We start from the raw sequence: 22,251 nt of genomic DNA, 5'->3' as shown, positions 1-22,251 counted from the left end.
GGTTTTGAATGTGGACTTCCCTCTCAGCAGCTCAGTGATACTCGTGGTCACTGTCGCGCTGTGGATGGTCTGGGTGGCGCCGTACGTTCTTCGGAACAGGCGGCAACAAGTCCAAGCGGCCGCTGTTCCAGCAGAGGCTTTCGACGACGAACCAGACGAACCGCAGGCAGGGGTGGTACTGACTTTGGCACCTCAGCAGGAGAAACCGATGGAGACCATGCACAGCAAAGCACAGGCGTCGCCCCAGGAATCCCGCGCGTCAGAGCCGTCCCTGGGGAAGTCGTCCAGCACTCCGTTCACCATCCGCTACGCGCGGCTCACACTGGCGGTGTCCGGACTTGCCTTGCTCGTGACGGCAATCGTTTCCGGCATACTCCGTCTTTTCGGCACGGGCTCTGTCTGGTTGCCCCTGGTCTCGTTCATCGGTGCGGTGGTCGCCGTCGTCGTTTTGCGTAAGCTCGCCCTTCGGGATCTTCGTGAACGACGCGCACGCCGTGCAGCGCAGGCGTCGCCCATTCCGACACCGGCACGCTACTTGCCGAAGGAGCCGGTTGTAGAGGCGAAGGAAACCACAGTTTTCGACGCCGAAGCCACCAGTCGTGAGGCCGCCCGCCTGTCGGCGGTCGAACTTCGCCAAGCGGCGTTGGCCGTCGCAGTTGCGGCCGGCGACGAGTCGGCGCAGGCCGCCGTTGACTCCAAAGGTGCGAGCTGGAAGCCCGTAGAGGTTCCCAAGCCCACCTATGTCGACGCTGCCAAGGCTCCCCGTCCGGCGCCGGAGCCCCTTGACCTTCCGGAGGCCCCGAAACCTGTCGGCAAGCCCGTCCTGAAGCAAGCCGCCGGGCAAACTGACGCTGCAACCGCGGGCGCTTCCGCCAAGGCCCCGAGCGCCCTGAGCAACCTGGACGATGTCCTGCAACGACGCCGCGCGTAACAGGCCATGACTTCCATCTGCGTTGCTGGTGGCACTGGTCGGGTGGGCCGCGAGGTCGTCCGGCTCGCTGTGGCCGCGGGGCATAGAGTCTCAGTCTTCAGCCGTCACGTTCCGCCAGCGGGGTCGCCGGTCCATGTCGACGGCGCCACCTACGTCGCCGGCGACGTCACCACAGGTGAAGGCCTGGAGGCCGCTATGGCGGGTGCCGACGTCGTTATTGACTGCCTTGAAGGCCAGTTCGGCAAGGCGCAAAAACAATTCGCCGACGGCGGCGCGAGGCTTCTGGCTGCCGCCCACACCAGCTGCGTCCCAAGGGCCGTGATGCTCTCCATCATCAATTGTGATCTCAGCAGCTTTCCCTATTACGTGTCCAAAGCCGATAAGGAACGAAAGTATGCCGGGGCGCCGCTGGAAACCGTGGTGGTCAGGGCGACCCAGTTCCACAGTCTGGTTGCCGGGGTCTTCGCTGCGGGTTCCCGGGTCGGGCTGATCCCAGTGTTCAAAGGCGTGGATTTCCAGACGATTTCTCCGGCGGATGTTGCAGCAGTTCTGTTGGAGGAAGCGTTGGCGGATTCTCTTCCTTCGCAGCACCACCTGCGGACGGTAGGCGGTCCGGAGGTGCTCTCCATGCGCGCCCTGGCCGGGTCCTGGAAGGCTGTGACCGGCGCGCGGGGTTTGATTCTCACTGTTCCGTTGCCCGGCAGCATGGGGGCCTTCCTGCGCTCCGGACACAACCTCGCACCGGATAAAGCGCTTGGCGCGGAGACGTTCGTGTCGTGGTTGGAAAAGCGCCGGGAAAGTTTGTAGCCTAGGGACACTGGTCTGGCGGAAACGTCTGGTCCGGGGGCTATAGCTCAGTTGGTAGAGCGCTTCGTTCGCATCGAAGAGGTCAGGAGTTCGAATCTCCTTAGCTCCACAATATTCCTTAGGGTCGGCGGATGTTAGCCTTCGAGGTGCAGTTTAGCCGCGCTTGGTTCCGGGGCTCGGAATCAACGTGCTTGGTACCCAACGGACCCTATCTACCAGAGCCCACTCTATCGATTGAGTGATACGGTGCGAGAGACATCGGAGCATGGCCGATTTGGTCGGTGCGCGAGCCGGACCCATTTATGGTATTTCTATAGGATTTAGAGGTCTAAGTCTAAACACGGGGAGAAAATTGTCAGTTTATAAGTTTCCATCGAAGAAAATTCACCGAGGCTTTTTTTATCTCAACGATGAGACTGTCATTAATTCCTTATCTGCTGTGGAAGCGGGAAAAATTGATGAGGTTGTTGCAAAAGTAAATTCGGCTAGTGAGGGGGCCTTTGGTGGGGGGCTAGGATTCCACGGTGTAGGTCCCGATGGTTCCCGAGAAGCTAAATCCGCTTTTGCTGAAGAAATTGTCCGAACTCGAACCCGATTTTCTGTTTTTGAACTGTGGTATCAAACCTTGATCGAAGGAAATGCCCTTGGCATATTTGACGGGTGGGGAGCGGCAGCCTTGGAAGAAGTTAAGCCCGGTCATACCGTTGAATTTCGCGCCACCTTGGAAGTCGTTCCCATCCAGGCATTGTTCAGGCTTTATCTTTGGTTTTCAGATAAGGCGAAGGCCCAGGGGAATATATTTAGCCAGAAGGGGGATGACCTAAAGAGCACAAAGGATGCGGAACGAAATATAAAAATGCTCCTCGGCGATAATGATGATGGCGGCTTGGGTGAGACGGTCTTCATCGCGCGGCCAGTAGGTGAAGCGGGTCCGGTCGTGGCTATGCCTGTTTCATCCGAGTGGTTGATCGGAAAAATGGGACGGTTGGGTGGTGAGTACACTGTGGTCGCCCAAGTTGACCAGATCCTAGCTCAGGGTGAGGAGCTGCCAACAATGAGGCTAACTCACGATGCTGCTGCCACACCGATGGAAATTAATACACTGCGGGAATCGGTAAACAACTTCATTGAGCCAGCTAAAGCAATGGGTGTGCAAGTCTCTGCATCTGATGCCAGCATTACAGGCCCGGCCCTTTGGTTGAACCCAATTGCCATATTCCGGTAGTATATTTGGCTTGCATTAACTGTCGATCCAATTAGTTAAGTGAGGCGCTAGAGTTCCGAGACATGGAGATCACATGGTCGTGATGTTGTCTCCATGCCTCGGCGGAGGATCAGCACCTCGCAGCCTTCATTTGTCCCGAGCTTGGCCACACATCCGGCTGCAGTAGCCAGTTGGGTTGGCTATGCCTGACCCAAGGCCGACCAGTTGACATCTATGCCTGCGGCTTCGATTTCTCTTGCAATTTTTGTCTTCCAACCCCCAGCCGCGTCGAGTGCCGTATATACGAATCCCTTCATATCTCCTGGTTCTTCGACGCCATCGTCGTAGAGAACAGCGACATTCTTTCGACCCAAAGCGCCCATGAAGAATCCCATTTCAAATACGACATTTTGCCGTCCACGCGGTTTTAGGTCGTCTTCTGACTTCGCCTTACCGAGATCGTCAGCTGTAAGAAGCGCGACAGCATAGCCTGTGCTAGCAGCGCTTGCTTCAAGCTTCTCCATTAGAACAGTCCCCTTATTAGGCTGTTCGTGGAGAATGACAGGTTCATGGCCCGTCAACGCGAGCAGGAAGCGTGCTAGCTCGTGCTTTTTCTCCCCATCGTGTCCATGAACGATGAAGATGCGCCCAGCAGCATCCACATTTCCCTTGTCAGCTACAACAATGAGATTCTCGAGCTCTTCGGAGAGAGCTGCTTGGCGGGCCTCGTCACTTAGCATCAGTTGTTTCTTGGCTGCACGCAGGAGCGACATAGCTTTCCTGACGCCAGCTTGTCGGTGTCGGGTGATGTCAGTTCCGGCGTTATATATGGAAGGGCTGAATCGAATCACCGAGAAGTCCGAATAGAGGGGTGAGTCTTGACCAACAAGGGTGCGGAGTACCACCCCGGTTTCATCTTTCCAGTCAGAGAAGTTTGTCGGGGTGCCGTCATTGGCTGCGGTGATCTGCTCGTCTAGGAGCTCTAACTTGCGAGATAATTCCATTAGAAGAGACTATCCAACCTCTTGGCTGCGTGGTGCCAGGAAGTTGGACGACCTTGTCAGCTGGGAGAGGCAAAGAACGGCGTATAAGATTGGAATCCGGCGATTATGGGCGTCGCACCTGCGCCGTCGATGACCAGTCTCGCTCCTCAGTCGTGCAGCTATCAAGGCAGGGAGCTACATCTACCTGGACGCACTGCGTGTTCCGTCCTGGGAAACCGCCCCCACTTGGCTGGATGCCAGCAGTTGAAGGGCTCCTTCGGCGGAAGAACCAGGATCAGTCGCATACATGAGAATCCGGTGCCCTGATTCGTCCGGAGGGGTAAGAACCTCGAAATTGAGCACCAGATCCCCAACGTCCGGGTGATGAAGATGTTTCAGCCCGGACATGCAGTTCTCGACCGGATGCCGGGCCCACAGGGCTGCGAATTCTTCGCTTTTCATGGTCAGCTCTCCAACCAGGGAGGCCAGTTCGGGATCGTCCGCGGATTGGCCGGCAACCAGGCGCAGCGACGAAACAGCCCGCTTGGCTTCCTCGCCCCAATGTGTGTACAGCTCACGGGTGTGGGGGTCGAGGAACAGCATCCGGGTCAGGTTCGGCCTTGTCGCCGGCGTTGAATGCGCAGAGAAGTCCAGATGGCCGGCAACAAGCCTGTGGCCAAGGGCATTCCATGCCAGCACTTCGCTCCGGCGGCCCAAGACAACAGCCGGCGTGGTCGGCATCGAATGAATCAGCCGCAAGGTGCCGGGCCTGGCTTTGTCCGGCTTCATGGTTGTTCGCCGTTTGGTGGTCGTTGCCCGGGCAAGGTTGAACAGGTGCGTGCGTTCATCGCTGTTCAGGTTCAGGGCCCGGGAGATTGATTCGATGACAGCCTCGGAGGCGTTGCTGCTCTGGCCCTGCTCAAGGCGCGTGTAGTACGTGCTGCTGACTCCGGCAAGCATCGCCAGTTCTTCCCGGCGGAGCCCCGGTACGCGGCGGATGCCGTAGTTGAGGAGGCCGACATCCTCCGGCTGCAGGGAAGCGCGCCGGATACGAAGGAACTCCCCAAGTTCGCTTTGACTGGTCATGAACCCATTCTGCCGGTCCTGCCTGAAACTGTCCTGTCCCTGCCAGGGGTAGGCAAGAGGGGGTGTGGTTGATGCGCTGGCATTCGGTGAAGGTGGAGATCCGAGACACTGCCGACGGACGCAGCAAGTACTCCACGGAAGGAAACACCCATGACCTCGCACCAGGACTTAGCCACAGGATCGGCTCCACCCCCATCAGAGGCCCGCCGGATTACCACGCCGTCTGCCCGGATGGCAGGCAGGCAACGACTCGCCCTCATCATCCTGCTCGCGGCCAGCTTCACCCTCGCCGTTGATTTCTCCATCCTCAACGTCGCCCTCCCCGCCATCGGTGCCGACGTCGGGTTCAGTTTGGAGAACCTCCAATGGATTGCGACGGCGTTCGCCTTGTGCGCCGCCGGACTGACCTTACTGTTCGGACGTGTTGCCGACATCGTTGGCCGCCGCACGATGTTCCTCATAGGGATGGCCCTGCTCGGTGCAGCCTCCCTGGCCGGTGGTATGGCAGTCGACCCAGCCGTACTGCTGATCGCCCGTGTGGGCCAAGGCACCGCCACAGCCATCGTCGTGCCCGCTGCCTGGTCACTATTGCTGGCTTCGTTCCCGGAAGGACCGCTCAGGGACAAAGCCCTGGGACTCAACGGTTCCCTTATGGCCGCTGGATTCACCACCGGCGCCATCCTGGGAGGCCTTCTGACAGACCTTCTCAGCTGGCGGTGGGCCTTCTTCCTGAACGTTCCCGTGGCCGTTGGAGTGCTTGCCATCGCTCCGATCGTCCTGGCCGAAAGCAAGCCCGCTGCCAAGCTGCGGTTGGACGTACCGGGGGCAATGACCGTAACTCTGGGCCTTCTGGCCTTGGTTTTCGGACTCACCAACGCTGCCGAGCATTCGTGGACCGATCCGCTGACCTTGGGTGCCCTGGGGGCCGCCGTCGTGTTCTTCCTTGCGTTCGCAGCCGTCGAGCGGCGTGCTGCGTCGCCGTTGGTGCCGCTGGAGATACTGAAGCGGTCGACCGTGGCCTGGGCGAACATCGCAGGCATTCTTGCGTTTGTCACGGAGACGTCCCTGGTTTTCCTCCTGACCCTGTATCTCCAGCAGGTCCTCGGCTACACACCTTTCGGTGCAGGTCTGGCCTTTGCAGTATTGGGTCTTGGTACTGTCCTGGGCGGCGTCCTCGGGCCGAAGATCATCGGCATGATCGGGACCAAGATGGCGATCGTTTATGGATTCCTCGTTCAGGCAACGGCCACTGGCCTGCTTGTGTTGCTCAGTGCAGACCCTGCTTCCATCGGCCTGCTGCTGACTGCAACGTTCATCGGGGGAGTCGCGAACCTTGTGGTCATTGTCGGGTTCATGGTCACGGCAACCTCGGGCCTGCCTGAATCCGAGCAGGGTTTGGCCACGGGACTGGCAACCATGAGCCAGCAGATCGGCATCACCCTGGGCATTCCGGTCATGAGCGCTGTCTTCACCGCGCATATTCTGGCCATCGGCCGCCAGGATGCCCTTTCGGTGCTCAGCGGCGTGACAGCCGCCGTCTGGGTCAATGCCGGGCTGTGCCTCCTGGCGGCACTTCTTGTGGCTGTGTTCCTGCGGAGACCGATGCCGGTCACCCCGCAGTCGCTACCGGCGGTCAGCTGACTGCCGGCGGCGCCTGACGTTTCGAATAACGAGCCATCCCAGAAAAACCGCCAACGCTGCGTACACGGCGTAGTTGAGGAACCGCGAGTACTGGTCGATCAGGTGGTACTGCTTGCCAAGCAGTGACCCCAGGCCGATCAGTACTGCGTTCCATAGTCCCGCGCCGGCGATCGTGAAGATGGAGAACGTCATGAGGTTCATCCGTTCGGCGCCTGCGGGCAAGGAAATGAGGCTCCGCACGCCGGGGAGTAGCCTGCCGAAGAAAATCGCGGACTTGCCGTGGCGTTCGAACCAGCCGGAGGCTTTCTCGAAGTCCTCCCTGTCCACCAGCGGAAGTTTCGAAAGCAGCGAGATGGACCTCTCCAAACCAACCTTGTATCCGAGCCAATACAGGAACAACGCCCCTGCGTATGCGCCAAGGGTGCTTGTGACGAAGACCAGAACAATGTTCATGCTTCCCTGCTGGGTCAGGAACCCCGCGAGGGGGAGTATCACCTCGCTGGGGATGGGAGGGAACACGGTCTCCAGGAACGTCATCAGGCCGACGCCCCATTCGCCCAGGGCATCAATCACCTGGGCGGCGACCCCCACAATGCCGGTCAAGTCTTCGGTGGAACCTTGGGCTCTCGGTACACTGATCAACTCTTTGCCCTTTCATGGACTTCGCCACAGTAAACGCTATTGCCACGAATGCTTTTGGGCAAAGTTGCCTGCTTGGACGCGCGGATGCCTCTCTGATCCCGGCAGGGTGTCGTGCCCTTTACGGGCCCCGGAGGATCGGCAAGGATGACGAGATTACCCAGCCGTGCCTGAAGTAGCATCGCAATGACCAAGTACCTGATCTCTTTTCCCAGTGCTGCCATGGACATCACTGAGGAAGAACTCCCTGCAGTGGCTGCAGCGGCCCACGCCGTAGTGCAGGAGGCCAAAGACGCAGGAGTGTGGGTGTTCGGCGGGGGTATCGATGAAAGCATCCCGCCGGTCATGGTCGACGGCGGCGGCTCGGTTCGGGAGGGAACGTACCCGCAAACGTCGCAGCTCGAAGGTGGCTATTCCATCCTGGAGTTGCCCTCCTACGAGGCCGCACTGGAATGGGCCGCAAGGATGGGGCGGCGTGCCGCTGTGCCCAGGAAGTCAGGGCTTTCCAGTACGATCCTGCCAGCTGATGCCCATTGTTTTGGACCCCCGTCACCTATATCGTTGACTATATCGTTCAGTATCGTTCGCGAATCTCAGAGGTGAGCTTGATGCACAATTCATTCCCTTCAAATGGCTTTATGGGCAACAACCTGGATGGCATGTGGCAGGCCGTGGAAGAGTTCCGGTCACGCTTCGAGAAGCGCTCCGGGGGCCGGGCCGGGCGCGGCGAACTAAGGACCGCGATTTTGGCCCTCCTGGCTGAGCGTCCCATGCACGGTTACCAGATCATCCGGGAAATCGAGGAACGCAGCGGCGGAAGCTGGAAGCCCAGCGCGGGTTCCGTATACCCAACGCTTCAGCTGCTCTCTGATGAGGGATTCGTCAGTTCCGAGGAATCCAGCGGGCGCAAGATCTACGCCCTGACCGAAGCAGGCAGGGAAGATGTAGCAAGCTCCGAGACGTCCGCACCCTGGGGCTCCGTGGGTGCTGCATCGGGTCCCGGGTTCGCTGCATTGCCCAAAGCCGGGGTCGAGCTCGCCCAGGCCGCAGCGCAAGTGGGCCGGACAGGCACGCCACAACAGGTTCGGGAAGCGGTGACGGTGCTCGAAGAGGCTCGCCGCCGTCTGTACTCGATCCTCGCCCAGGACTGAAGGGGTGACGTCGGTTCGACCGGATCAGGCAGAGCACGTCCCGGGCGCTGTGAGTGCACGTGCCCGTTACCGTCGCATCCTGCGGTTCGCTGCCTGGCATCTTGCGGTGACGTGGTGGTTCGAGCTTTTCCTGCCAAGGTTGGGCCTGCGCCGGCTGACTGAACGCAATCGTGCCCGGCGAATGACGCGTTTCGCTCAACGGTTCCACCAACTCGCGGTGGAACTTGGCGGCCTGATGATCAAAGTGGGACAGTTCATGTCCTCGAGGCTCGACGTCCTGCCGCCCGAGATCACCGCCGAGTTGGAGGGCCTGCAGGACGAAGTGCCGCCCGTCCCGTTCCAAGCCATCCGCCAACTCGCGGAGGCCGAACTCGGCGCACCCTTGGAGTCGGTGTTCGCCTCCGTTGAGGAGGTGCCCATCGCGGCGGCCTCACTCGGACAAGCCCACCGCGCCAAACTCTTGGCAGGCAACGCGGAGGACACTGGGCTGAGCAGCGTGGTTTTCAAAGTCCAGCGGCCCGGGATCCAGACCATCGTCGATATCGATCTTGCCGCACTGCGCAGGGTGGGAGGCTGGCTAAGCCGGATCCGCATTGTGTCCGACCGTGCCGATGTTCCCGCGTTGATCAAGGAATTTGCCCAGACCAGCCTTGAGGAGATCGACTACCTGAACGAGGCCGCGAATTCGGAGCGGTTCGCCGCTGACTTTGCCCATGACCCACGCGTGACGGTGCCGGGAGTGGTGTGGGAGCGGACCACCCGCCGTGTGCTCACCCTTGAAGACGTGACCGCCATCAAAATCACGGATACCGAGGCACTGCGGTTGGCGGGAATTGATCCCGCGACTGTCGCGCCCGTTTTCGCGTCAGTGATGTTTGACCAACTGTTCACCAATGGCTTCTTTCACGCCGACCCGCACCCCGGAAACATCTTCGTCACCCCGAACACCGGCACCTCGGAACATCCGTGGAAGTTGACGTTCATCGATTTCGGCATGATGGGCGAGGTTCCGGCGAAGACAAGGTCCGGCCTTCGGAAGCTCCTGATCGCAGCAGCCTCACGGGACGGCAAGGGGCTGGTGGCCGCCATCAGCGACGTCGGCGTGCTGATGCCCTCTGCGGATACGGTCGAATTGGAGCGGGCCATGACACAGCTCTTTGCCCGCTTTGGAGGCATGGGTTTCGCCGAACTGCGTGACGTGGATCCGCGGGAGTTCCGCGATTTCGGCGCAGAGTTCGGAAGCGTCATCCGTTCACTGCCGTTTCAGTTGCCGGAGAACTTCCTGCTTGTTATCCGGGCGATGTCCCTGACGTCCGGGGTTTGCAGTTCCTTGGATGCCCGATTCAATCTGTGGGATTCGGTCGAGCCCTACGCGGCACAGCTCCTTCGTGATGAACGCGGCAATTTGGTAAATGACATTGCCTCCCAGGCGATGGAGGCCGCGACGCTGGCCTTGCGCCTACCGAAACGCCTTGACAGCTTGATCACCCGGGTCGAAGACGGGTCGCTGCAGGTTTCGAACCGCAAGCTGGAACGCCAGCTGGCGCGGCTCATACGTTTGGCCCGTTACGGGGTGGCTGCTGTGCTCTTCGCTGCGTTGCTCATTGCCGGTTCCGTGGTCAGGGGAGGGGATGCGGTTCTTGGCGACGTGCTGATGTTTTCGTCAGTGATCCCGTTGCTGGGTGCGCTGCTGACGGGGCGCCGACACAGATCCTGAGGGCACGGCCAGTGCTGCGCCGCGCCGTAGAATTGCCCTGTGACTGAGACCCCTGCCCGTCGTCGTGAGGTATCCGGCGGCATGAACGGACCCATTCTGGTGGGCGTCATGCCTGGGCAGCATCCGTCGGTGGTGGAGCAGGCAGCCGTGGTTGCCGGCGGCACAGGCCTTCCGTTGGTGTTCGCCTACGCCGATGTCACCGTCTATCCCGTGGACGGAACCACAGGAGGACCGGCGGCACCCATTGATCCCGATGGCGTGGACGGCGATTCCCGCAACGCCATCGAAGCGCTGAAGAAGACCATCGCGGATCAACTGTCCGGACTTGATATCCAATGGTCGATCACGCCGCTGGCGGGGGAACCTGCGCGTGCCCTGGCCCGCGAGGCGGAGGCCATCGGAGCGTCGATGATTGTGGTGGGTACACGCGAACACCGCCTGACCGCGGCACTCAAGGACGCAACTGCCGGTTCCGTGGCCCGCCATCTGTCTCACCGGCAGAACCGCCCTGTGCTGGTGGTGCCTGTGAACCCGCGGGTCCCGGACGACGATGACGACGAGTAAAGCCACACGCCCGGTACATCTGCACTGGCGGTTCATGGGGATAGTGGCCGCCGGAGGGGTGCTGGGGGCAGTGACACGCTATGGCCTGGGAATGGTGATCCCCGCGCCCGGAGCGTGGCCCCTTCCCACCCTGATCATCAACCTTTCCGGGGCTTTGGCCCTTGGTGCCCTTCTGGAGGGGCTCTCCCGCAGGGGTCCCGACGTCGGAAACCGCCGGGTCTTGCGGCTTGCGCTGGGAACGGGGTTCTTGGGCGCCTACACCACCTACAGCACCCTGGCCGTGGACGCCGTGCATTTGCTGAACGCTGACGCAGTTCCCGCAGCTGCGGGCTACCTGACGGCAAGCCTGCTGGGCGGGGCCGCCGCTACGACTGCGGGCATATGGCTCGGCGCCTGGCATCACAGACTGACGGAGCGGGCCCGATCATGACGGTCCTTCTGCTTGGCTTGGCTGGAGGAGTGGGCGCGGTCGCCAGATTCATGGTCGATGGCCTCATTCGCGCAAGGCTGAAGACCGCCCTCCCTTGGGGCACCATCCTGATCAACGTTTCGGGCTCTTTAGTGCTCGGATTTTTAGCTGGGTTGATGATGCGCGGCGAGGCGTCCGACACCCTGTACCTTGTCCTGGGCACTGGTTTCCTGGGAGGCTATACGACATTCAGCACGGCAAGCCTGGAGACCATCAGGCTTATCCAGAGCGGCAGGGCAGGGCTGGCCCTGATCAACGGTGTGGGCTCCATGGCCGCCTGTGTCCTGGCTGCCGCGGCCGGTGTCGGACTCACTTTTCTCCTGCCCTAAGCCGTGTGTGTCCGCCCGTCTAGGACGCAGTCGCGCGGCTGTAGGATCTAGCCATGGCTAACAAGACTTTCAATGAACTGTTGTCCGCCCAGGTTGCCAATGAGTTTGCAGCCTCCCAGCAGTACATCGCTGTGGCTGTGTACTTCGACGGTGAGGATTTGCCACAGCTTGCCCGGCATTTCTACCGCCAGTCCCTGGAAGAACGCAACCACGCCATGATGATGGTCCAGTACATGCTGGACCGTAACGTCCACGTCGAGATTCCGGGCATTGCCCCCGTGCGGAACAACTTCACCAACGCCAAGGAACCCATCGCCCTTGCCCTGGAACAGGAGAGGGAAGTCACCCGCAACATTGAGGAGATGTTCCGTGCTGCCCGTGCCGAAGGCGACGCCCTGGGCGAGCAGTTCATGTTGTGGTTCCTCAAGGAGCAGGTTGAAGAGGTCGCATCGATGACCACGCTGCTCAACATCACAGAACGCGCCGAGAATCTCTTCGACATTGAGAACTACGTCGCCCGCGAAGCAGTGGGCGACGGCGGTCACGACGCCAGCGCGCCCTCCGCTGCCGGTGGCGCCCTTTAGGAACCGGCAACAGCCCGACGCAACGCGCATGACGGGGAAGGTCGCCGGAAGCTCAGCTTCCGGCGGCCTCTTCGCGTGCAGCGTCGTCGTCCGCGTGGGACCGTCCGAGCAAGGACAGGCGGCTCGCGATGCGGGCGAAGTCCATCGGAAGGCCGCTGCGGCCGGCCCTGACGTCCCAGTCCAGCGGGCCGGGGCCGATCAGGAACAACGTGATGTCCTGATCGTGCAGCACGTCCACCACGTTGCTGAACCTTTGCCAGGCCGGCGCGGATGCCGCATCGGCGGCCGCAGGTGAGGGGACGCCGTCGATCACCCAGGTGGTGAACGTTTCGGCCAGTGCCAGATAGTCGGACGTGGAGGTCAACCCGCCGCACAACTCCTCGAATCCAACCCATAGGAGGTCGGGATCGGAGTTCTTGACGACGATCGGCTGGGTGGTGGGGGTCAGCACCCGGCTCTGCGACGGTGACGGGATGAACAGGCCCAGCCGGCCCAGCTGGCGGGACGTACCGGGTGTCACGATGCGTCCTGCCCGGAAGGACTCCCTGCCTTGGGGCTCTGCGGACCCGGCTGCGGGGAAGCGTCGAAAATCTGAAGAACCATCGATTGTCACTATGTCCATCATCTCCTTGATGGCCTCAATGGTGGGCAGGAAATGGTCGTGCCAAAGAGGGTTGGGCAGCAACTCGTCCGGCGCGTAGTTGGACGTGACCGCCAAGGGGATGCGGCGCTGCGCGGCAGTTCGCAGCAGACGCGCAATGAACATGCCATCGCCGACGTCGTGGACGTGAAATTCGTCAAAGAAGAGCACCTCAATGCCGTCCAGCAGCGAGTCCACCGAATGCTGGATGGCCGTCGAGCTGCCGGCATGGGAACCGTGGGTTCCGGCGTGGAGGCTGCGGAAGAAGTCGTGGAAATGCACCCGCCGTTTGCGCACATCGAGCTGCCCAAAGAAGCTGTCCATCAGCCAGGTCTTTCCCCGTCCCACAGGTCCGTGCAGGTAAAGGCTCCGTGGCATCTTCCGCGAAAGAGTCCGACGCCGGACCGTCACCTCCGCGCCCATGGCCGCCAACCGCCCGGCTGCACGCTGCTGGCTGCCTTCGAGCGCAAAGCCGGACTGTCCGGCGTCGAGGTTTATTCCTTCGAGCAACCTCCGGGCGATGTCCCGGGTTGCTCGTGGAGTTGGCCTCAAGAGTGGCGTCACAGCCATCCTTTGCGCTTGAAGATGACGTACATGAGCAGTGCCACGCCCACCATGAGGCCGATCGCCATGGGGTAACCAAGGTCCCAGTGGAGCTCGGGCATGTGGTCGAAGTTCATTCCGTAGATTCCTGCCACGAACGATGGCGCGAAGAGGATGGCAGCCCAGGAGGAGATCTTCTTGACCTGCTCGTTCTGGGCCGCGCTGGCTTCGTTCTGCCGGTTTGCGGTCAGTGTGCCGTCCAGGGTCAACGCGTTCTGGAGGAGGTCCCGGAACGAGTTCACACGGGAAATGACGCGTTGCACGTGGTCTTCGACGTCCCGGAGGGAACGCTGCAACTCGATGTCCACGCCATATTTCTCAAAACCCTTCTCCAGAAGCGACATGATGTCCGGCAGGGGTTGGATCGCCCTCTGGAACTGGATCACTTCGCGGGCGAGTTCGTAGATCCTCCGGGAAACGGCGCTGTCACCGCTGAAGAGCTGGTCTTCGATTTCGTCGATGTCGTTCTCCAGGCCGGCAACCACGGGCGCATAATCATCCACCACCTGGTCCAGCAGCGCGTACAGCACCGCTTCCGGGCCGTGGCAGAGAAGATCCGGCCGTGCTTCCAGGCGGTGGCGGACACGGGCAACCCCGCCGGTTTCGGCATGGCGGATGGTCACCACAAAGTTGACGCCGGTAAAGATATGGAGTTCCCCGAACTCCACGGACTCGGAGTCATCCAGATACCTCGCCGGTCGGAGAACCGTGAAGAGGTTGCTGTCGTAGCGCTCAATCTTGGGCCGCTGGTGCGCCGAGACGGCATCCTCCACAGCCAGCCGGTGGAGGCCGAACTCCCGGGCCACCGCGGCCATTTCTTCCTGCGTGGGGCGGTAGAGGCCGATCCAGGCCATGCCGCCGTGCTTGGCCAATGTCTCAAAGGTTTGCTCGAGGCTGTGGGGGGTGGCAGTGCGGACGCCGTCCACGTACACGGCGTTGTCGATAATGGTCACAGGTTGAACGCTACTGCATGGCCCCGATGATCGCCCCGGCAACAGTCATGGCAAGAATGTCGTGGCCGGAATCGATCACGGTAACCGTCGAGGGGCGTCCCGCAAAGCCGTTGTGGATCACGTGGCCACCTGCACGGAAGACCACGGCGATGACCAGGGCGAAGACGGCACCTGCCCAGAAAGTGTTGATGTCAAGCGCGCTGAGCAGGATCGCCAGGAGGATGCTGGTCACGGCCGCTGCGAGCATCATGGGTACCCAGATCCCGGCTCCGCCGTCGATGTTCTTCAGATCGTCCTCGGTCTTGCCGATGGCCTGCATCCACCTGCGTCCAAGAACGGCCGGCATGTACCAGACAAAGCCGATCACCATGCTTGAAACGAAGGCCAGGAGAACGGCGAGCCAGTTGATCTGGGAGATATGTGAGAGCCAATCCATGCCTAAGATCCTAGTTCGTTCAGGCCTCCGCGCCCGGGCTCTGGTTCTCGTTCCTGCTGCGTGTTGGTACTGAGGCCATCCGGCCGATGAGCGGTTCCGTGCGGTAAGGGATGTGCGTGTGGAGCGCCAGCACCGTTTCCGTCCTGATCACTCCTTTCGTGCGGAGGACCGAGCGCAGCGCGGACTGCAGATTATGGGTGTCGGTTGCCACCACCCGGCACCACAAATCTCCCCGGCCGGAGATCTCGTGCACTTCGAGGACCTGGGGGATGAGGCGCAGGGCGCCGATGACGCCGTCGAGTTCGCGGTGGGTGACTTCGATCGTGACGAAAGCGACGACGTCGTATCCCACCTTCTCCAGGTCGACCTCCCGTCCCGCGGCCTGAAGGACGCCGGTGCGGAGCAGACGCTTAAGGCGGCTTTGGGCGGTGTTCCTCGCGATGCCCAGACCGTCGCTTAGTTCGGCGATCTGGATGCGCGGATCCTTGATCAGTTCCAGAAGGATCCGCAGGTCCATGGGGTCGAGGGTGTTCAAATGGTCACTCCAGATCACTCGGCTGCTAGGTCTTTGAGTATTTTGCTCAATCCTTGCATGTTTACAGCTCCCAAAGTTCAGTCCTCCTGCATTCTATTGCCATCAATACTTAGCCGGCCTGCGTTTCCCACAAGGAGGCCAAAACCGGCAACCGAGTCCGAAGGCATGGAAATGACTGTCTTGAGCGAACTCCGCATGCGTCCGGCCACCGCCGAGCGCTGGGGATGGGATGCCTCCACCACGGCCAGGCTGGTCCTGGCAGGGGTCGTGATCTTCACGTTGCTGGTTGGCGCGAACCTCGCCACACCCCTGTACCCCTTGCTCCAGGCCAGGATCGGTTTGTCATCGCTTGACGTGACCGTGGCCTTTTCCAGCTATGTGCTGGCGTTGGTGGCTGTCCTCATGGTGGCAGGGCACTGGTCGGATCACATCGGCCGACGGGCGGCACTGGTGCTCGCGGTCCTGGTGGGCCTGGCGGGCGGGGTGATCTTCGCCAACGCAGATTCCCTCCTTACCCTGTCTGTCGGCAGGGCGCTCCAGGGGGTCGCCGTCGGTCTCGCTACCGGAGCAAGTTCCGCGGCGCTGCGGGAGTTGCTGCCCCAACGCCCGGACTGGGCCTCTCGCTTCACGCTGCTTTCTTCGGCAGGTGGCGTGGCTGCAGGTCCTGCCATTGGCGGTCTTTTGTCGCTCCTCCCGGAGCCCACCCGCACGCCGTACTACGTCCACTCGGCCGTGCTGCTGGCCGCCCTCATTCCCCTGTGGCTGCTGAAAGCCAGGCCCGCGATCGCCCCCGCAGAAGGTCCAAAAGCCCATAGGGTGCTGGCACCCCGGAAACCCTCCATTTCACACGAGGCCAGGGGAGCTTTCTGGATGGCGGCCACCACTGGATTCCTGAGCTTTGCGGTCTTCGGTTTCTGCTTGTCGCTCGCCCCCGGATACTTCGCCACAGTGGTTCACGCAGACTCCCGGCCCTTGATCGGAGTGCTTGCCGGAGTCACCCTTGGCTCATCAGCACTCAGTCAATTGCTGGGTGTCCGTGGGCGTTTCGTTGTTCCCGCGGCGCTCGCAGTACTGGGTGTTTCCGTGGTCCTCGTGGGAGCTGCCGCCGCGTGGTCAAGTCCTTGGCTGCTGGTGGCAGCGAGCATCTCGGCCGGCATGGGCCAGGGAATTGCCTTCCGGCAGGTATTCAACGAGGTCGCCGGAAAGGTAGAGGCGGCCCGGCACGCACAAGTCATCAGCACGGTGTACGTCATTACCTACCTTGGAAGCGCTGTTCCGGTGATTGGGCTGGGACTTGCCGTGACGGCACTTGGCCTGCAGGCCGCCGTCGTGGGCTTCACCGCGCTATGTGGCCTGGCCGCGCTGACGCTGGCCGCCGTGTCCATGAAGAGTGCACTGCGGATCTGACGCTGCGGGGGCCGGTGTTGGCAGGGATCCGGTATTACTCGGGGAGTGGTCCCCGGTTGCCCGGGATGTGCTGGAACACCATGGTGGTTTCCGTGTGGCCGACCACGGGGTCGGTGGCGAGGTTGTCCAGGAGCCAGTTGCGGAGGTCGTCGGTATTTGCGACGGCGATGTGCAGCAGATAGTCCACCGAACCGGTGGTGTGGAACGTTGAGATGACGGCCGGGAGCTTGGGCACGCGCGCCGTGAAGCGGTCGATCTGGTCGCGGTCGTGGGCGCGGAGGCGGACAGCGATCAAAGCCTGTACCGAGCGGCCAATGGCCGGCAGGCTCAGCACCGCCTCGAAGCCTTCAATAATGCCGCGCTCGGACAGGGCCCTGGTACGCATCAGGGCCGTGGACGGTGCGATCCCAACGAGTTCTGCCAACTGCTTGTTGGAAATGCGGGCGTCATCTACCAAGGCAGCGAGGATCCGCTCATCGATCGCGTCCAACGGCTCTGCGCTGCCCGTGCTCGACCGAACATTCTTCGTGGGGTTGCTCACGGATCCTCCTGAAATTGCCTTCCACCCATCCTAAGCGGTGAATTCTTCAGGTGACTATCGTTGCGCGGGCTTGCTGCGGTCCCTCCGGCGGTCCAAGCGCTGGAGCGGCTCGCTGAGCAACATCAGGAGCAACGGAAGATTTCCCGCGGATGGAATCACAAGGGCCAGCACGAGGGCGGCGAGGAAAAGCCCGGCCACTATCGCCCCTGCCCGGATTCCGGAGCGTGCCTCCACGGCGTCCATTTCGTGAAGCTCGGGATGTGAACGGAGATAGATGCGTGCCAGGAGAAGCGTGAGGCTGGTGGCAAACAATGTACCGATGTACACCAGGGGTTGGGCCCAATCGGCGTCCATCTGGGTGGAGAGCGACGTGGACACGGGCATGACCACAATGAAGAACATCCAGGCTACCGTCAGCCACAACAAACCCGAATCGATCTGCCGGACCTTGCGGAACAGGCGGTGATGATGCGTCCAGAACACGGCAATGAGGATGAAGCTGAGGGCAAAGCCCAGCAAAGCGTATTGTTCCTCGACGAGCCATTCCGCCGTGGTTCCGTGATGATCGGCCAGTTCCCCCACGCTCTCCATGAGGGGAAGGATCAGCAGGGTCAAAGCAATCGCCACCACGGCATCGGTAAACGCCTGCAAACGTTCCGGCGACGACAGTACCCGTGTACTCGCGAGCTGTGTCATGCCTCCGATTGTAGGACCAACACGGCCCGAATCAGCGGGAAATCCGTGGTGAACGGTGCACTGCCAAGGTGACTGCCGCCGTCGTGCAGGAAAGGGCGATGACCCCCACCGCCAAAGCGGTCCAGCCGAAGTGCTGGAAGACCAGGCCTCCGGCCCATCCGATCACGCTGGAACCGAGGTAATAGGACAGGTTGTACAGGGACGCTGCCTGTGCCCGGCCGGTAGTGGCAATGGCGCCGGTCCAGCCGGAGCCCACGCTGTGGGCCGCGAAGAAACCGCCGGTGAAAACTACCAGCCCGGCAAGGATGGCCACAAGGTTATCCACCAGGGTCAATGCCAACCCGGCAGACAAAACGGCGATGCCCGCTACCAGGACGTTCCGCCGTCCGAACCTGGTGGTGAGCCCGGCCGCCCAGCGGGAACTTACCGTGCCCGACAAGTAGGCAAGAAATATGAGGCTGACCAGGGTTGCTGGCAGCCCAAAAGGCTCGGCATGCAACCGGAAACCCAGGTAGTTGTAGACCGCTACGAAGCCACCCATGAGGAGGAACGCCTGCAGGTACAAGGACAGGAGTTTTGGATTGCTTGAATGTCCGCCCAACGTACTGATGGCGCCACGGAACCCTGCGGCCGGGGCTGGCGTGAAGCGGCGCTGTTTGGGAACAAGCACCAGGAACAGGACGGCGGACACGGTGGCCAGCAGCGACACGGCAAGGGTCGCTGCACGCCAGCCCCACAGTTCGCCGGCGGGACCCGCCACGAGTCGGCCGGCAAGGCCGCCCAGGGTGGTACCGGCTACGTAGCTCCCGGCGGCCAGGGCGGTATGGATCTTGGTGACTTCCTCATTGAGGTACGCGATGGCGATTGCGGGTATACCGCCCAGGGCCATGCCTTCCAGCATCCGCAGACCCAGCAGCATGGGCACATTCGGGGCCAGCGGAACAAGCAGTCCCAGGATCGTAGCGGCAGCGATGCCGATGGCCATGGCACGGACCCTGCCGATCCTGTCGGCAACAAACGACCACGGAAGCACGGTGGCGGCGAGACCAACCGTGGCCAGCGAAATGCTGAGTGCGGCTTCTGCTGCAGTGATCCGGAGGTCCGCTGCCATGAGGGGCAGCACGGCCTGGGTGGAATACAGCTGTGCGAACGTCGCGACGCCGGCCAGGGCCAATGCCGCCAGAACACGGCTGTAGCCGCGGGACCCCTTGGCGTGCCCGTCCCAGCGTTCGGTTTCAGCCTCAATGCTCGTTCTGTTCACCGGCCCAGAGTAGGACGACCTCGACTACCCATTCCAATGCATGGGTTACGTATAATTGATGCAGATGTGCATGAGTCGTGTTGCTGAAAGGGAACGTCGTGGAACCGGATCACCAGCAGCTCGTCCAACTCCTCCCGCTCCTGCCGGTCCTGGCAGAACTGGGCCGCACCGAACATATGACGGAAACCGCGGAATTGCTCGGGGTACCGCAGTCCACGGTCAGCAGGGCCGTGGCTCGGGCCAGCGCGATCGTTGGGATGGACCTGTTGGTGCGGGACGGACGCGGTATACGTCTCACCTCCGCCGCGAAGGCCCTCCTCCCGTACATCGACGCTGCGCTGGAGGATTTCCAAGCAGGCCTGGACCGGGTACGCCACGAATCGGACGTCGTGCGGGGGAGGATCGGAGTCTCGTTCCAGCACACGTTCGGCGAAGCCACCCTCCCTCTCCTGATCAGTGCGTTCCGCGGCCGCCATCCCCACGCAGCGTTCGAACTCTGGCAGGGACCCCGCGACGATTGCCTGCAACAGTTGGCCAGTGGGGAGATGGACTTCGCCTTGACGGCGCCCATAGCGCCGGAGGGCCGGGGCATCCGCTCCCATCCGCTGTACCGGGAGCCGCTGAGGGCTGTGCTGCACTACCGGCACCCCTTGGCCGGGCGGCCCAGCGTCAAGCTCTCGGAGCTGCGGCACGACCCCTACGTGACGCTGCCGGCCGGAGTCGGCTTGCGGGCACTGGGGGAGGCACTGTTCCGTGAAGCAGGGTTCCGGCCACGCATTGCCTTTGAGGTCCAGGAGTCCACATCCGCCCGAGGGCTGGTCTCGGCAGGGTTGGGGTTCAGCATCCTCCCGCCCGCCGGGCCCGGCTCCGGCACCGGACAATATCTGCCCAAGACGGAACTCGGGCTCGTCGAGGTGCCCATTGAATCCGATCTGGCGTTCCGGCAGATTGGCATCGCCTGGCGGGAGCGGACTTTCGAGCCGGACGCGGTTCGGCTTTTTCGCGAACTGGTGGTGACCGAAGGCGGCGAACTGTTGGCCGAACTCGTTAGAGCCCGTTCAGGAACTCCCTGACAACATCCCTCGCTGATCCTGTCCGCGCCTGCTTCCAGCCCGTTCCTGCCCACAAGTTGAGGCGGTGCGGATCGCCCGCCGCGGACGCCGCAGCACGGACCGGGGCAGTGAGGTGGTGGATGGCCGGGTAGCCCTTGGGGGCGTCCTGATGATCCTGCACGAACTCGTTCACCAGTGAACGTGCCGGACGTCCCGTGAAAGCCTGGGTCATTGCGGTTTCAGTGAACTCAGGATTCTCCAACGCGTCCTTGTGCGATTGGCGCGCGCCGCTTTCGTCCGTGCGGAGCAGGGCGGTGCCAACCTGGGCGGCTGCTGCACCGGCAGCCAGGACCCCGCGGAGCGCATTGCCGTCCATGATCGCGCCGGCAGCTATCAGCGGAAGCCCGACGGCGGCCCGCACCCGGGCGACCAGGTCCGCCGTCGTACTGGCTGGCGATGTATCCGAAATGCCGGCCAGGAAGGCCGCAGTATGTGCCCCTGCGGAGGCGTGCTGGACGACCAGTGCGTCAGGGCCCTCCTCGGCAGCGGCGAGGGCTTCCTGAACACTGGTCACACTGGTGACAACGAGTGTTCCGGCCTTCTGCAGGGACCCGACCACTTCGCGCCCAGGGAGGCCGAAAGCGAAACTCACCACTTCCACCGGGTCCGTCACGAGGATGTCGATCTTCTCCTGCCAGGCGTCATCGTCATCGAGGCGAAGCGGGGGCAACGTGACACCGTAGCGCGCAGCCTCTGGTTCCAGCTCGGCGCGGTAGGCTTCCAGCCGTGCCCGCTCCTTGGGCCCCGGCGACAGTGCGTCCGGGTCCGGAACAAAGACGTTCATGCCGAACCTGATCCTCAGCGCCCTCGCAGCGGAGATCTCCGCAGCCATGGACCCGGGACTCTTGTACCCGGCAGCGAGGAAGCCCAGCCCGCCGGCCTCATGAACAGCGTGTACCAACTTCGTTGTTGATGTCCCTCCTGCCATCGGGGCCGCAATAAATGGTGTGCCAAACAGGAATTGAGGCATGGTCGGTTCCTCCTCAGGACGCTCCAAGCTAGTCTTTCACGGTGAACAATCATGACTCCGCACTGCATTCCCCTGCCCCCTCCGCGGCCGCGAGCGGCACCGTTATCGGGCTCGACATAGGCGGCACCAAGACCCGCGGTGTGAGGTTTCAGGACGACGAACCGGTCCGGGATGAAACGTCAGGCAGTGCCAACGTCCAGAATGTCAGCCGGGAGCAGGCTGCGGCGAACCTGGCCGAATTGTTCGGAAAAATCGGTGGTGGCCGGATCGACCAGGTATACGCAGGTGCCGGCGGAATCGATACGCAAGAAGATGCCCAGGCGCTCGCAGACCTGATCGCCCCCCACGCGCCGGGGGCGCGCATCACCGTGGTCCACGATTCGAGGCTGCTGCTGGCGGCCGGGGGAGCTGGCACCGGTGTGGCCGTCATTGCCGGGACCGGTTCGGCGGCGTGGGGGAAGAACGACGCCGGTGAGGAAGCCCGGGCGGGTGGCTGGGGCTACCTCCTGGGGGATGAAGGAAGCGGGTACTGGCTCGGAAGGGAAGCCGTCCGGCACAGTTTGCGGCGGATGAATCAGGGCTTGGAGCCTGACCGGCTGAGCCGCGCGCTCCTGGATTCCTGCGGAGTGGATGAGCCGGGGAAGCTCATAGCCCTTTTCCATTCACCTGACACCGGCCGCCGCTACTGGGCACAACAGGCCCGGCTTGTGGTGGAAGCCGCCGACGCCGGTGACGAGGCCAGCCAGGCAATGGTGGTGCAGGCCGGGCGTGACCTCGCCGACCTCGCCGGACAGGCCACCCGCCAGCTGGGCCTGAACGGTCCGGTAATCCTGGGCAGCGGACTGGGAATGAACGTTCCCCGTTTGCAGGAAGCGTTCACGGCGGCACTCGCCGAACAAGGCATCACGGATGTGCGGATCCTGCGGCAGGATCCCGTCTTTGGCGTTCCCCGTCTGATTGCCGAGCAGCGGGCATCAAGCCGGAAATAAGGC

Annotated in this window: 24 protein-coding genes, 1 tRNA gene and 1 pseudogene; 15 read left to right on the top strand and 11 right to left on the bottom strand. The window is 62.2% G+C overall.

Annotated features, from left to right (window positions below):
- Positions 1-43: 43 nt before the first annotated feature.
- From HMI60_RS13795 to HMI60_RS13780, 4 genes are all read left to right on the top strand, one after another.
- Entirely contained in the window at positions 44-931 is an 888-nt protein-coding gene (locus HMI60_RS13795; protein ID WP_193591187.1) for a hypothetical protein, read from the top strand.
- A gap of 6 nt (positions 932-937) precedes the next feature.
- Complete coding sequence (locus HMI60_RS13790) at positions 938-1,738, top strand: SDR family oxidoreductase (RefSeq protein WP_193589819.1); 801 nt, start codon at positions 938-940, stop codon at positions 1,736-1,738.
- A 36-nt stretch (positions 1,739-1,774) separates the two neighbouring features.
- Positions 1,775-1,847 (top strand) — tRNA-Ala (locus HMI60_RS13785).
- Positions 1,848-2,003: 156 nt separating this feature from the next.
- Complete coding sequence (locus HMI60_RS13780; protein WP_193589818.1) at positions 2,004-2,963, top strand: hypothetical protein; 960 nt, start codon at positions 2,004-2,006, stop codon at positions 2,961-2,963.
- Between the two features lie 179 nt (positions 2,964-3,142).
- Here HMI60_RS13780 and HMI60_RS13775 read toward each other — a convergent pair whose 3' ends face one another.
- Positions 3,143-3,946, bottom strand: coding sequence for a TIR domain-containing protein (locus HMI60_RS13775; protein WP_193589817.1), 804 nt, complete (start codon positions 3,944-3,946; stop codon positions 3,143-3,145).
- Positions 3,947-4,126: 180 nt separating this feature from the next.
- Positions 4,127-5,011, bottom strand: a complete 885-nt coding sequence (locus tag HMI60_RS13770) for a helix-turn-helix transcriptional regulator (RefSeq protein ID WP_193589816.1) — start codon at positions 5,009-5,011, stop codon at positions 4,127-4,129.
- 231 nt (positions 5,012-5,242) lie between these two features.
- On the opposite strand from HMI60_RS13770, the gene HMI60_RS13765 reads away from it, so the two are divergent.
- Positions 5,243-6,652: an MFS transporter gene (locus tag HMI60_RS13765; protein WP_193591186.1), complete on the top strand. Its 1,410-nt coding sequence runs from the start codon at positions 5,243-5,245 to the stop codon at positions 6,650-6,652.
- Here the strand turns inward: HMI60_RS13765 and HMI60_RS13760 are convergent.
- Positions 6,635-7,294 (bottom strand): DedA family protein, encoded by a 660-nt coding sequence (locus HMI60_RS13760; protein WP_064721623.1) that lies wholly within the window; start codon positions 7,292-7,294, stop codon positions 6,635-6,637. The genes HMI60_RS13765 and HMI60_RS13760 overlap by 18 nt on opposite strands.
- 183 nt (positions 7,295-7,477) lie before the next feature.
- On the opposite strand from HMI60_RS13760, the pseudogene HMI60_RS13755 reads away from it, so the two are divergent.
- The 7 genes and pseudogenes from HMI60_RS13755 (at position 7,478) to HMI60_RS13725 (ending at position 12,105) form a co-directional block, all read left to right on the top strand.
- Positions 7,478-7,818 (top strand): annotated as a pseudogene (locus HMI60_RS13755) (YciI family protein).
- Between the two features lie 111 nt (positions 7,819-7,929).
- On the top strand, positions 7,930-8,442 hold the full coding sequence (locus HMI60_RS13750; RefSeq protein ID WP_018776595.1) for a PadR family transcriptional regulator: 513 nt from the start codon (positions 7,930-7,932) through the stop codon (positions 8,440-8,442).
- Between the two features lie 4 nt (positions 8,443-8,446).
- Positions 8,447-10,159: an AarF/ABC1/UbiB kinase family protein gene (locus HMI60_RS13745; RefSeq protein WP_055971760.1), complete on the top strand. Its 1,713-nt coding sequence runs from the start codon at positions 8,447-8,449 to the stop codon at positions 10,157-10,159.
- A gap of 39 nt (positions 10,160-10,198) precedes the next feature.
- Positions 10,199-10,723 carry a universal stress protein gene (locus tag HMI60_RS13740; protein ID WP_193589815.1) on the top strand — a complete coding sequence of 175 codons (525 nt, stop codon included), beginning with the start codon at positions 10,199-10,201 and terminating at the stop codon, positions 10,721-10,723.
- Positions 10,710-11,153, top strand: a complete 444-nt coding sequence (locus HMI60_RS13735) for a CrcB family protein (RefSeq protein WP_055971768.1) — start codon at positions 10,710-10,712, stop codon at positions 11,151-11,153. The genes HMI60_RS13740 and HMI60_RS13735 overlap by 14 nt, the downstream gene beginning before the upstream one ends.
- On the top strand, positions 11,150-11,521 hold the full coding sequence (gene crcB, locus HMI60_RS13730) for a fluoride efflux transporter CrcB (protein WP_193589814.1): 372 nt from the start codon (positions 11,150-11,152) through the stop codon (positions 11,519-11,521). Before HMI60_RS13735 ends, crcB begins: the two co-directional genes overlap by 4 nt.
- A 53-nt stretch (positions 11,522-11,574) precedes the next feature.
- Positions 11,575-12,105 carry a ferritin gene (locus HMI60_RS13725; protein ID WP_018776590.1) on the top strand — a complete coding sequence of 177 codons (531 nt, stop codon included), beginning with the start codon at positions 11,575-11,577 and terminating at the stop codon, positions 12,103-12,105.
- Between the two features lie 52 nt (positions 12,106-12,157).
- Here the strand turns inward: HMI60_RS13725 and zapE are convergent, their stop codons facing one another.
- From zapE to HMI60_RS13705, 4 genes are read right to left on the bottom strand one after another with little or no spacing between them, the layout of a single operon-like run.
- Positions 12,158-13,315 carry a cell division protein ZapE gene (gene zapE, locus HMI60_RS13720; protein ID WP_227453535.1) on the bottom strand — a complete coding sequence of 386 codons (1,158 nt, stop codon included), beginning with the start codon at positions 13,313-13,315 and terminating at the stop codon, positions 12,158-12,160.
- Positions 13,306-14,301 carry a magnesium/cobalt transporter CorA gene (gene corA / locus HMI60_RS13715; RefSeq protein ID WP_018776588.1) on the bottom strand — a complete coding sequence of 332 codons (996 nt, stop codon included), beginning with the start codon at positions 14,299-14,301 and terminating at the stop codon, positions 13,306-13,308. Before corA ends, zapE begins: the two co-directional genes overlap by 10 nt.
- Before the next feature lie 10 nt (positions 14,302-14,311).
- Complete coding sequence (locus HMI60_RS13710; protein WP_193589813.1) at positions 14,312-14,737, bottom strand: DUF1761 domain-containing protein; 426 nt, start codon at positions 14,735-14,737, stop codon at positions 14,312-14,314.
- A 19-nt stretch (positions 14,738-14,756) separates the two neighbouring features.
- The gene (locus tag HMI60_RS13705) at positions 14,757-15,272 is read right to left on the bottom strand and encodes an Lrp/AsnC family transcriptional regulator (RefSeq protein WP_026266981.1); all 516 of its coding nucleotides are present in this window, start codon (positions 15,270-15,272) and stop codon (positions 14,757-14,759) included.
- Positions 15,273-15,443: 171 nt separating this feature from the next.
- Here HMI60_RS13705 and HMI60_RS13700 point away from each other — a divergent pair, with 171 nt between their 5' ends.
- Positions 15,444-16,679 carry an MFS transporter gene (locus HMI60_RS13700; RefSeq protein ID WP_179128293.1) on the top strand — a complete coding sequence of 412 codons (1,236 nt, stop codon included), beginning with the start codon at positions 15,444-15,446 and terminating at the stop codon, positions 16,677-16,679.
- A gap of 34 nt (positions 16,680-16,713) precedes the next feature.
- Here HMI60_RS13700 and HMI60_RS13695 read toward each other — a convergent pair whose 3' ends face one another.
- From HMI60_RS13695 to HMI60_RS13685, 3 genes are read right to left on the bottom strand one after another with little or no spacing between them, the layout of a single operon-like run.
- Positions 16,714-17,220: an Lrp/AsnC family transcriptional regulator gene (locus HMI60_RS13695; RefSeq protein WP_011775479.1), complete on the bottom strand. Its 507-nt coding sequence runs from the start codon at positions 17,218-17,220 to the stop codon at positions 16,714-16,716.
- A 54-nt stretch (positions 17,221-17,274) separates the two neighbouring features.
- On the bottom strand, positions 17,275-17,916 hold the full coding sequence (locus HMI60_RS13690) for a TMEM175 family protein (protein ID WP_055971780.1): 642 nt from the start codon (positions 17,914-17,916) through the stop codon (positions 17,275-17,277).
- A 31-nt stretch (positions 17,917-17,947) separates the two neighbouring features.
- A complete protein-coding gene (locus HMI60_RS13685; protein ID WP_193589812.1) occupies positions 17,948-19,177 on the bottom strand; it encodes an MFS transporter in 1,230 nt (409 codons plus the stop codon).
- 98 nt (positions 19,178-19,275) lie between these two features.
- Here HMI60_RS13685 and HMI60_RS13680 point away from each other — a divergent pair, with 98 nt between their 5' ends.
- Positions 19,276-20,250: a LysR family transcriptional regulator gene (locus HMI60_RS13680; RefSeq protein ID WP_026266979.1), complete on the top strand. Its 975-nt coding sequence runs from the start codon at positions 19,276-19,278 to the stop codon at positions 20,248-20,250.
- On the opposite strand, the gene HMI60_RS13675 is transcribed toward HMI60_RS13680, so the two are convergent.
- On the bottom strand, positions 20,225-21,259 hold the full coding sequence (locus HMI60_RS13675) for a nitronate monooxygenase (protein WP_193589811.1): 1,035 nt from the start codon (positions 21,257-21,259) through the stop codon (positions 20,225-20,227). The two genes, HMI60_RS13680 and HMI60_RS13675, sit on opposite strands and share 26 nt — an antisense overlap.
- 41 nt (positions 21,260-21,300) lie before the next feature.
- Between HMI60_RS13675 and HMI60_RS13670 the strand changes: the two genes are divergently transcribed.
- The gene (locus HMI60_RS13670; RefSeq protein WP_039242281.1) at positions 21,301-22,248 is read left to right on the top strand and encodes an N-acetylglucosamine kinase; all 948 of its coding nucleotides are present in this window, start codon (positions 21,301-21,303) and stop codon (positions 22,246-22,248) included.
- Positions 22,249-22,251: the final 3 nt, after the last annotated feature.

The organism is Paenarthrobacter sp. YJN-D (assembly GCF_015040335.1).
GTDB lineage: Bacteria > Actinomycetota > Actinomycetes > Actinomycetales > Micrococcaceae > Arthrobacter > Arthrobacter nicotinovorans.
The sequence above is the reverse complement of the archived record's forward strand: the minus strand, read 5'-3'. Positions and strand labels throughout refer to the sequence as shown.

Bases quoted from the DNA above. Each gene is read 5' to 3' on its own strand.
- HMI60_RS13790 (WP_193589819.1), top strand. From the start codon at position 938: ATGACTTCCATCTGCGTTGCTGGTGGCACTGGTCGGGTGGGCCGCGAG.
- HMI60_RS13780 (WP_193589818.1), top strand. From the start codon at position 2,004: ATGGCCGATTTGGTCGGTGCGCGAGCCGGACCCATTTATGGTATTTCT.
- HMI60_RS13775 (WP_193589817.1), bottom strand. From the start codon at position 3,946: ATGGAATTATCTCGCAAGTTAGAGCTCCTAGACGAGCAGATCACCGCA.
- HMI60_RS13770 (WP_193589816.1), bottom strand. From the start codon at position 5,011: ATGACCAGTCAAAGCGAACTTGGGGAGTTCCTTCGTATCCGGCGCGCT.
- HMI60_RS13765 (WP_193591186.1), top strand. From the start codon at position 5,243: ATGGCAGGCAGGCAACGACTCGCCCTCATCATCCTGCTCGCGGCCAGC.
- HMI60_RS13750 (WP_018776595.1), top strand. From the start codon at position 7,930: ATGGGCAACAACCTGGATGGCATGTGGCAGGCCGTGGAAGAGTTCCGG.
- HMI60_RS13735 (WP_055971768.1), top strand. From the start codon at position 10,710: ATGACGACGAGTAAAGCCACACGCCCGGTACATCTGCACTGGCGGTTC.
- crcB (WP_193589814.1), top strand. From the start codon at position 11,150: ATGACGGTCCTTCTGCTTGGCTTGGCTGGAGGAGTGGGCGCGGTCGCC.
- HMI60_RS13725 (WP_018776590.1), top strand. From the start codon at position 11,575: ATGGCTAACAAGACTTTCAATGAACTGTTGTCCGCCCAGGTTGCCAAT.
- zapE (WP_227453535.1), bottom strand. From the start codon at position 13,315: ATGGCTGTGACGCCACTCTTGAGGCCAACTCCACGAGCAACCCGGGAC.
- HMI60_RS13710 (WP_193589813.1), bottom strand. From the start codon at position 14,737: ATGGATTGGCTCTCACATATCTCCCAGATCAACTGGCTCGCCGTTCTC.
- HMI60_RS13700 (WP_179128293.1), top strand. From the start codon at position 15,444: ATGACTGTCTTGAGCGAACTCCGCATGCGTCCGGCCACCGCCGAGCGC.
- HMI60_RS13690 (WP_055971780.1), bottom strand. From the start codon at position 17,916: ATGACACAGCTCGCGAGTACACGGGTACTGTCGTCGCCGGAACGTTTG.
- HMI60_RS13675 (WP_193589811.1), bottom strand. From the start codon at position 21,259: ATGCCTCAATTCCTGTTTGGCACACCATTTATTGCGGCCCCGATGGCA.